Below are 9,104 nucleotides of genomic sequence, written 5' to 3'. Positions count from 1 at the left end.
AACTCTTCAGTTCAAACCTGTTACTGTTTTCGGTTCTTTCGAACCGGTCGCTCACTCAAAGCTGACAGGTAGTTGAATTACTTCAAAAACCTGACTTACTTTTGTGTGAGACTCTTGATACTTTTGCCACTCCCGGTCAATTCCGAAGAACTCACCGGGCCGCATCACCATCAAGCGCCCACACTTATCGGCTGTAAATTTTTAAAGATCGATCCGCGAACTTCACACCAGCGATCCAGCTACCGGCGGGTTCTGCGTTGCTGCGTCTGCAGCAGAGAAACGAGATTATGCAGACTCTTTTCCGATCCGTCAACATCTTTTTTTAGGTCGCTGCTTAAAAGCAGGAAAAGATGTCGCCGGAGCGTCCCGCCGTTTCTCGCGGCAGGCTTCGCTGCCGATCAGGCTGAACAGTGAAGGGGGCGAATCTTAGCTTGCCTCGCATTCCACACGCAAGCACAAACTCGCAGCTGGCCAAAATAAAAAAGGCGCGACATCTGTCGCGCCTCAACCTCCACCGTCCTTCATCTCTATCAGCTTGCCCCGCCCTTCGGCGGTTTCTTGAACATCGCCTTGCACGGCGGCGATAGCTCGGCATAGTGCTGCTTCATACACGCCGTGATCTTTTCCTTGTTCGGAATCTCGCTCGCGCAGAAGTGAAAAGCATCGCCGCGACAGGCATGGTCCTCGTCGTCCTGCGAGGCGGCGTAGCCTGGTAACGCCACGGTCGCCAGCGTCAGCGTCGCCGCCAGCATTGCGCCCACGCGCATCGGGTATCGGAATTTTCTGGTCATGATGCGATCCTCGTGGTGATGGTTCCGGTCGAGCCACTGCAAGCGTCGTTCCCGGCACGACGTTTGCAGCAGTCGGACGTCACCCTACGAGGCGCTGCCAACCACGCAGCGAATCCAGCATGCCAGCTAAAGCCCTCATCGCCACCGCATTTCTGTTTCTTGCCACGCTCGCCGCTCATGCCGACGACAGTGCAAGCCCCTGCGCAGCACTCAAACGCATCGTCGCGGCCGCGCCTCAGCACTTCGCGTCACTGAGTCCCGAAGATGGCCGCGCCGTCGCCCAGCCCTATAGCGACGACGCCCAATGCGCCGCCGCCCACGGCACGTATCAATGCACATGGAGCACGCGCCACGCCGCTACTGGCTCGGGCACGGACGCGCTCGAAGGCGTCGGCGCCGATATCGCTTCTTGCCTGCCGAACGCCACGCACGACGGCAACGCTCCGGGGCGACAGCACTTCTATCTAGGCGAGCGCGGCAGCCGCACCGAGATCACCGCGCAAACCGACGGCGCGACACACGTCAAGCTGACCGTTTCCCATCCATAGCCGGAAAGCCAGGCACGAACCGAACGCAAAAGCTCAAGTCCGCGCCGCACCACGCGGCGCGCCGCTTTTGCGCCCGCCACCCGCCGCACGCGCAGCGCCGTGCCGACGTCCCGTCAGCACCGTCTGCACGATCACGGCAGCGAGCAAAAACGCCCCACTCGCAAGATTCTGATAGTAAGGACTGAGCGTCCCCACCTGATTGATGACGTTGTCGATCACACCCAGCAGCAGCACGCCCGCCAGCGGACCCGCCATCGTGCCAACGCCGCCCGTCAGCAACACACCGCCGATTACCGCCGCCGCAATCGACTGCAGCTCATAGCCTGTCCCCGCCGCCGCGAGCCCAGAATCCAGATGCGAAGCGAGCAACGCACCGGACAACCCGGCCAGCGCTCCCGACAACCCATACGCCAGCACCTTCACGCGCTCCACCTGCACGCCGAGCATGCGCGCCGCCTCTTCATTGCCGCCGATCGCGAAGATCGCCGCACCAAAGCGCGTGTGATTGAGCAGCAGCGCGCCAAGCGCATAGATCACCGCCAGCACCCAGATCAGATTGTTGACGCCCAACAGCGAACCATTAGCGATATGCGCAAAGAATCCAGGATTGGCGATCAGCAGATCCTGGCTCGCGAGCACGAGCGCGAAACCCTTGAGCCCGAGCAGCGCCGCCAGTGTCACGATGAACGGCGCCATGCGCGCCCGCGCGATCAACAAGCCGTTGACGATGCCGATAACGAAGCCCGCCACGACTGGTGCAAGCATCGCCGCGCCCCACCCATACGGCGCAGCGTAAGCCGATAGCACCGTGCCGAGTCCTACCATCGATCCAACCGACAGATCGAAGCCGCCCAGGATGATCACCAAGCTCTGCCCCACGGCGACCAGGCCCAGAAAGGCGCTGTTCGCGACGATATCGGCGAGATTGGCCGGACGCAGGAAGTCGGGGAACACGAAGCCCGCGATGAGCGCGACCACCACGAGCATGCCGATCGCACCGCGCGACTGGATGAGCGCGATGATCTGCGCGCGTCGGCTCACACGCGGCGCGGCGGAGGTTACGTCGTTCGCCATGTCCTCAGCCTCCCGAGCGTTGCAGATACAGCGCGACGACGATGAACACCGCCTTCAGGATCTGCGCATAAGTGAAGCTGATGTTGTTCATGATGAAGCTCGCGTCGAGCACCTGGAGCAGCAGCACACCAAACACCGCGCCGACGATCGAAATCCGTCCGCCCGAGAGCGGCGTGCCGCCAATCACGGAGGCCGCAATCGCATCGAGCTCGAAGTTCACGCCCACATAATTCGGATCGGCCGCGCCCAGCCGCGATGAGGCGAACAGCCCCGCCAGCCCGGCCAGCGTCCCGCTCACCGCATAGACGAGGAACAGCGTGCGACGCACGGGAATGCCCGCGAGAAAGGCGGCGCTGCGGCTCGCGCCGACAAGAATGGTGTAACGACCGAACGTCGTCCGGCGCACCACAAAGGCCACGACCACCGCGAGCGCCAGTGCGATCATCATCACAACGGGCACCGGCCCGAGCGCACCCGCGCCGAGCAGATCGAACGCCGGCGCTTCGGGCAGATTCACGCGCGAGCCACCGAGCAGCGCCTGCGCAAGACCGCGCGCGGCCACCAGCAACGCCAGTCCCGAAATCAGCGGATCGATGGCGAGGAGCGCAACCAGCGCGCCGTTGCACAAGCCGGCCACCGCGCCCACCGCGACGGCGCCCACCAGCGCCGTGCCCACGCCATAAGGCAGGAACACGGCAATCGACGCACTCGCCAGCGCCATCACCGATCCCACCGACAAATCGATACCGCGCGTCGCAATCGCCAGATTCTGGCCAAGCGCGATCAGCACAATCGGCGCGGCTTCGAACAAGAGGCTGCGCGCCGCGAACGGATTCGAGAAGCCCGGCGTGACCGCCAGATTGAACAGTACGAGCGCGGCCAGTGCGAAGTACACACTGTTTTCGCGCAACAGCGTGAGCCAGGCGGCGCGATTGCGCGGCGCGGGGAGATTCGAGGGGCTCAAGCGTTCCTCGTTGGATTCAAGATTGGTCGCCATCGCGCTCCGGTCCTTGCGTCGCCTGTCCCGCCAGCACGGCGAGCACGTCGTCGGGATGGGCGCCCGCCGTGGGCATGCCACCCTGCGTTGCGCCTTCGTTGAGCATCACGAGCCGGTCGGTCAGCGCGAGCAGCTCTTCCATTTCCGAAGACGTGACCACCACCGCCAGCCCTTCCTGTGCGAGCTGCTGCACCACGCGATGGACTTCCTCCTTCGCGCCGACATCGATGCCGCGCGTCGGATCGTCGAGCAGCAGGACGCCCGGCTCGGTGGACAGGCAACGCGCGATCAGCGCCTTCTGCTGATTGCCGCCCGAGAGCGTGGTGATCAGCGCATTGGGCCCAGCCGTCTTGATGCCAAGCCGCGCGATCGCCTCCTTCACCACCTGCGCTTCCTTCGCGCGCGAGATAAAGCCGAACCGCGAGATACGCGGCAACAGACTCGCGACGATGTTCTCGCGCACCGACAGCCGCGGGAAAATCCCCTCCGCGCGCCGGTCTTCGGAAAGGAAGGCGAGACCACGGCCAATCGAGCGCGCGGGCGTCGCGTGTGCAAGCGGCTGGCCGGCGAGCTTCACATCGCCCGCATCGGCCTTTTGCGCGCCAAAGATCGTCTTGAAGGTTTCGGTGCGGCCCGAGCCGAGCAAGCCGGCCAGACCCACGATCTCGCGGGGCGCCACGCGCAGCGACACGTCGCGCACACGGTTGCCCCATTGCAGACCGTCGACCTGCAGGGCGGGCGTCGTATCCGCGCTGGCATCGGCGCGGCCCGAGCGATCGGTCCACGCGTGCTCGCCCGCGCTCTCACGACCGAGCATCGCGGCAATCAGCGCGCCGCGCGGCAGTTCCTCCGGCGTGCCGGTTCGCACCACCGTGCCGTCGCGCATCACCGTAAAGCGGTCGCACAGCCGGTAGCACTCGGAGAGCCGATGGCTCACGAAAAGCAGCGCGATGCCTTCCGCGCGCAGCCGGTCCACGACCTCGAACAGCACGTCCACTTCCGCGCTGGTGAGCGCCGAAGTCGGTTCGTCGAGAATCAGTACGCGCGCGCCCAGCGACACCCCGCGCGCAATCGCCACCATCTGCTGCGCGCCGAGTCCCAGCGTGCCCAGCTTCGCCGCCGGATCGACATTGAGCCGATAGCGCTGCACGATTTCCGCAGCGCCATCGAGCATGCGCCTGCGATCCGTCAGGATGCCGAATCGTTTTGGCTCGTGACACAGAAAGATGTTGTCGGCGACGCTGCGCTCGGGAATCAGGTTGATCTCCTGATACACGGCGCACACACCCGCGCTTTGCGCGGCGCGCGGACTGTCGAACGACACCGGAGCGCCATCGAGCGTCAACGTGCCGACATCGGGCTGATGAAAACCCGTCAGCACCTTGATGAGCGTCGATTTGCCCGCGCCGTTCTCGCCGACGAGCCCATGCACTTCGCCCGCGCGCAAGGTCAGCGAGACGTCGCGCAGCGCGCGCACCACGCCGAAGGTTTTCGACACGCCGCGCGTCTCCAGCACGACGCGCGGTTCAGCGTTGGAAGGGGATGCGTCGCGCTGCGTGCTCATCGTGCTTGCCTCGCTTGTGGCCTGTCGATCAATAGACCTTGCCGGCCGCCAGCGACGACTTCGCGTTCGACTTGTCGAACAGCGCATCGTCCATGATCTGCTTTTGCGGCACCGGTTTGCCCGCGATCCAGTCTTCCAGCGACTTGAACGCCAGCGGCCCGAAGCGCGGATTCGTCTCGACGTCGGCGGACACGATGCCCTGATCGATATCGGTGACGATTTCCTTGGTGCCGTCGATCGACACGATCTTCACGCCCTTGAGCTTGCCCGCCTGCCGCAGCGCCGTGATCGCGCCAACCGTCATGGTGTCGGCGTGCGTGTAGACGGCGTTGACGTCCGGATGCGCGAGCAGGATCTGCTCCATCACCTTCTGCGCCTCGGTGGTGGACCAGTTGGCCGTCTGCGCGGCGGCGATCTTCATGTTCGGGTAGGCCTTGAGGCCAGCGGCGAAGCCATCGGTACGCTGGCTTTCGACCGTGTTGCCGTAACCGCCCTGGATTTCGGCGATGACAGCGTTGCCGCCGGTCGCATCAGCAAGCGCCTTGGCTGCGCGCTCGCCCTGCTTGTAAAAATCCGAGCCCAGGAAGGTGATGTAGTCCTGGCAGAAGGTGCCCGCCGTCAGACGATCGATCGTCACAACCGGAATACCCTTGGCGCGCGCCTGCGCGAAAGCGGGCTGCAGGCCGGTGGAATCGTTCGGCGCGATGATGAGCGCTTCGGCGCCCTGGTTGATCATGCTTTCGATATCGGCGACCTGCTTGGCCTGATTGGCGTTCGCATTCGTATACAGCAGGCGCTTGACGCCGGCCGCTTTGGCCGCCTCGCGCACCGACGCCGTTTCAGTCGCGCGGAACGGGTTCTGTTCGTTCTCCGACTGCGAGAAACCCACCACCATATCGCTCAGCTTTTTGCCGCCGGGTTTGGGATTGGTGCAGGTTTCGCTGGAATTCGACTGGACTTTCTGCGCGCCGGAATCGGATTGCGCATAAGCGCTGCCCGATACGGAGGCGGCAAGCGCCGCGCACAAACCGGCGGCAATGAGAGCGGACTGGATTCGTTGACGACGCATGGCTGTCTCCTGTCGGCCGTACTCGACGCCCAGGCGTTCGGCACGGCCCCATGCAAAGCGGTGAATGACGTTGGCGGTACGGGCTGTGCCCTTCCGCGGCTTTGTTGTCTTTCCTGTCTTGTCTTTCTTACCGGGTGGCCGATTGATCGACCACCTTATTACGAGTACTGCTCTAACTAATATTACCAGCCAGTTTTAAGAGATATTAATGAGGGTATTCACGGGGGCGGCGGGATTAGGTGCGCAGACCGAAGCGCGCTCGATCAGCGGTCCGTCGAGCTTCACGGTGCGATGCCGCACCGGCGCGCCGGCGCTGCGGTTCTGCTCCTCCTGCAACAGCGTATCGACGGCCCAGCGGCCCAGTTCATAGTTCGGCAGGACCACGGTGGAGAGCGGCGGATGCGTGTGGCGGGCAATTTCCTGATCGTCGTAGCCCATCACGGAGACGTCCTCCGGCACGCGCAGGCCAAGCTGCTTGAGCGCTTCGATCGCACCAATCGCCATCAGATCGTTGGCGCAGAAGATCGCCGTGGGCGGATTCGGTTCGCGCATCAGCGACAGCGTCAGCTCGAAACCCTTGTCCGGGCTCCAGTCGCCATCACGTACGAGGCGCGGATCGAACAGCAGATCGGAGGTGGCCAGCGCCTGCCGATAGCCCTTGAGGCGGTCCTTCGCCGCATCCTGCCAGGTCTCGCCATTGATGAAGCCGATGCGCCGGTGTCCCGCCTCGATCAGATATTCCGTCGCCGTATGGCCGCCCGCGACTTCGGCCGGCACGACCGACGACAGCGCGTGATCCGCGGCGTAGCAGTTGAGCAGGACCGCGGGCACCTTGAGCAAGGCGGGCGGCACGGTGACCTTGCGCGTATAGACCGTGGCGTAGATCACGCCGAGCACGTTGGGCATCGCGAGCGTCTGCAGCACGCGCTGCTCCATCTGCGCGTTGCCGTGGGTCGAGAACACCGCGAGCACGCAGCCTGCATTCCATGCGGCATCGCGCGCGCCGTCGATGCTCACGACCGGGTGCGGGCTGGTGGAGATCTCATCGGCGATATAGACGATCAGATTGCGATCGCCCGCCGGCGCAGGCGGCTGGGCCGCGCGCACGGGCAACTGGTAGCCGAGCGACTGCGCGACTTCGTGGACCTTGTCGCGCGTGGCCTCGGACAGCTTGGCGCCGACTGCACCGTTGAGGACGAGCGAGACCGTCGATTGCGACACGCCCGCGGCCTTGGCGATGTCGGTCATGGTCGGGCGGCGCTGGGTCGATTTTTTCATCGGATGGGTATGAGCTTGCGCGGCCCGGCGGCAGTGGAACGGCCAGATGCCGGAATTACCGGGCGGGCGCTGGTGGGCCGAAGCGTAGCACTAATATTTTTACCGAACAATTGGCGTAAATCGGCATTCGGCCGCAACGTCAACGGGCACTTTCCGGTCTATATTATCTTTTATTAGTAATATTCTTGAGCCACCGGAGATTGCGCCTTTGAACGCCGCCCCGACGCCCCGCTCCCTGTCCGCTCCGTCCTTCGATGCCGCCGCGCTCGACGATGGCCAACTTGTCTCGCTGGCGCACGGGCGCTCGCGCGCACTGATCGCGCCGCACGTGGGCGGCTCGATCGCCGCCTGGTACGACGAGGACGATCCCACCGGCAGCGCACAGCACTGGCTGCGCCCCGCAACGCGGGCCGCGCTCGACGCGCGCGACCCGCTCGGCATGGCGAGCTTTCCGCTGATGCCGTACTGCAACCGCATCCGCGACGGCCGCTTCCGCTTCGAAGGCGAGATGATCGATCTGCCGAGCGGCTCGGGTGCGCTGCGCCATGCGCTGCACGGCCACGCCTGGCGTCGGCCGTGGCGCGTCGAGTCGCAGGAAACCAATGCCGTGACGCTCCATTTCGTGCACGAGGCGCCGGCGCGCGGAAGCGAGGGCTGGCCATTCAGCTATGAAGCGCGCCAGCACATCACGCTCGACGAAACGGGGCTGTCCATACGGCTGTGGGCGCGAAACCTGGGTTCGCGCAGCATGCCGTTCGGCTTCGGCCATCATCCTTACTATCCGAAGCCGCCCGGCACGCGCCTGAGCGCCCGCGTGCGCGCGATGTGGGAGATCGACGCCGAGGTTTTGCCGGTCACGCTCAGCGCGCACCCCGCCGTCGACGCGCTCGAAAGCGGCCTGATCGTCGATGATTTCGATCTCGACAACAACTTCTCGGGCTGGCGCCGCGAGGCCTTGATCGAATGGCCGCACGAAGGCCGCCGGCTCACGCTGCGCGCAGGCACGCCGCTGGACTTTTTCGTGCTCTACAGTGCCCAGGGCCTGCCGTGGTTTTGCGCCGAGCCGGTCAGCAACACGACGGACTGGCTCAATCTGCAACTAGACGGACTGGCTGGCCGTCTCGATGTGGGCGGCACCGCGCTCGCCCCCGGCGAAAGCGTGGAAGCGCTGTTGAGCTGGACGCCCGGACGTATCTAGCCATCGCCCAAGGGCGCTTCACATCCCCGCTTCACATCCCTTGCGGCGGGTGAATGCCCGCCTGCGGCGCACCATAGCCGCCCGACTGCGAATTGTTCGGCAAGCCGTTGGCCAACTGGCCGCGCGGATCGGTGGGCCCGACCGGCAATTCGCCGGCCTGACGGTTGCCGTGCGTCGGATATTCACTGCCGAGCGGCGCGTTTGGCATCAGCGCGAGGCTATTCTGCGGCGAGCGCAGGTCGTCATTCTGCGAAAGCTGCGCCAACGCGCTCCGTGCGGGCAGCCCCGCCACCACCGCCACCGTCAAAGCCAGCGCGCCCGCGCGCGTCATTGAAAACCACGTCCGGTTCTTCACGTCGATCTCCTTCAGACCCGCATTCGGGCCAGTGAGGCCTGGCAACGTACAACTTCGACACGCCGCCACACGGCATGTTCTATCGAAGATACGCGCCTCGCACCGACGCGGATGCACTCAAGAATCTCCCCGATATCGCGCCCGCTTATAGACGGGTAGGATGGCATCCAGAGTTCGTATAGCGAATTTGTGTGCGCTATTTGCGAACCTGCATAAGACAATGGAGAGAC

General features: G+C 64.5%; 9 protein-coding genes. 2 read left to right on the top strand and 7 right to left on the bottom strand.

The window, feature by feature from the left end; genetic code table 11:
• Positions 1-530: 530 nt before the first annotated feature.
• Entirely contained in the window at positions 531-752 is a 222-nt protein-coding gene (locus F3J17_RS21545; protein ID WP_240161105.1) for a hypothetical protein, read from the bottom strand.
• A gap of 158 nt (positions 753-910) precedes the next feature.
• Between F3J17_RS21545 and F3J17_RS21540 the strand changes: the two genes are divergently transcribed.
• A complete protein-coding gene (locus F3J17_RS21540; protein WP_167063359.1) occupies positions 911-1,339 on the top strand; it encodes a hypothetical protein in 429 nt (142 codons plus the stop codon).
• Positions 1,340-1,372: 33 nt separating this feature from the next.
• On the opposite strand, the gene F3J17_RS21535 is transcribed toward F3J17_RS21540, so the two are convergent.
• The 5 genes from F3J17_RS21535 to F3J17_RS21515 all read right to left on the bottom strand — a co-directional run bounded on the left by F3J17_RS21535 (position 1,373) and on the right by F3J17_RS21515 (position 7,321).
• A complete protein-coding gene (locus F3J17_RS21535) occupies positions 1,373-2,413 on the bottom strand; it encodes an ABC transporter permease (RefSeq protein ID WP_167063356.1) in 1,041 nt (346 codons plus the stop codon).
• Between the two features lie 4 nt (positions 2,414-2,417).
• The gene (locus tag F3J17_RS21530) at positions 2,418-3,410 is read right to left on the bottom strand and encodes an ABC transporter permease (RefSeq protein WP_167063353.1); all 993 of its coding nucleotides are present in this window, start codon (positions 3,408-3,410) and stop codon (positions 2,418-2,420) included.
• Entirely contained in the window at positions 3,394-4,974 is a 1,581-nt protein-coding gene (locus F3J17_RS21525; protein WP_167063350.1) for a sugar ABC transporter ATP-binding protein, read from the bottom strand. The genes F3J17_RS21530 and F3J17_RS21525 overlap by 17 nt, the downstream gene beginning before the upstream one ends.
• A gap of 28 nt (positions 4,975-5,002) precedes the next feature.
• Positions 5,003-6,043, bottom strand: a complete 1,041-nt coding sequence (locus tag F3J17_RS21520; protein WP_167063347.1) for an ABC transporter substrate-binding protein — start codon at positions 6,041-6,043, stop codon at positions 5,003-5,005.
• Between the two features lie 195 nt (positions 6,044-6,238).
• The gene (locus tag F3J17_RS21515) at positions 6,239-7,321 is read right to left on the bottom strand and encodes a LacI family DNA-binding transcriptional regulator (RefSeq protein WP_167063344.1); all 1,083 of its coding nucleotides are present in this window, start codon (positions 7,319-7,321) and stop codon (positions 6,239-6,241) included.
• A gap of 208 nt (positions 7,322-7,529) precedes the next feature.
• On the opposite strand from F3J17_RS21515, the gene F3J17_RS21510 reads away from it, so the two are divergent.
• Entirely contained in the window at positions 7,530-8,519 is a 990-nt protein-coding gene (locus F3J17_RS21510) for an aldose 1-epimerase (protein WP_345891226.1), read from the top strand.
• A gap of 31 nt (positions 8,520-8,550) precedes the next feature.
• Here the strand turns inward: F3J17_RS21510 and F3J17_RS21505 are convergent, their stop codons facing one another.
• On the bottom strand, positions 8,551-8,919 hold the full coding sequence (locus F3J17_RS21505) for a hypothetical protein (RefSeq protein ID WP_240161095.1): 369 nt from the start codon (positions 8,917-8,919) through the stop codon (positions 8,551-8,553).
• Positions 8,920-9,104 lie beyond the last annotated feature (185 nt).

The sequence above is a fragment of the Burkholderia sp. Ax-1719 genome, assembly GCF_011753055.1.
Classification (GTDB): domain Bacteria; phylum Pseudomonadota; class Gammaproteobacteria; order Burkholderiales; family Burkholderiaceae; genus Paraburkholderia.
This window is presented reverse-complemented; position numbering and strand designations above follow the sequence as displayed.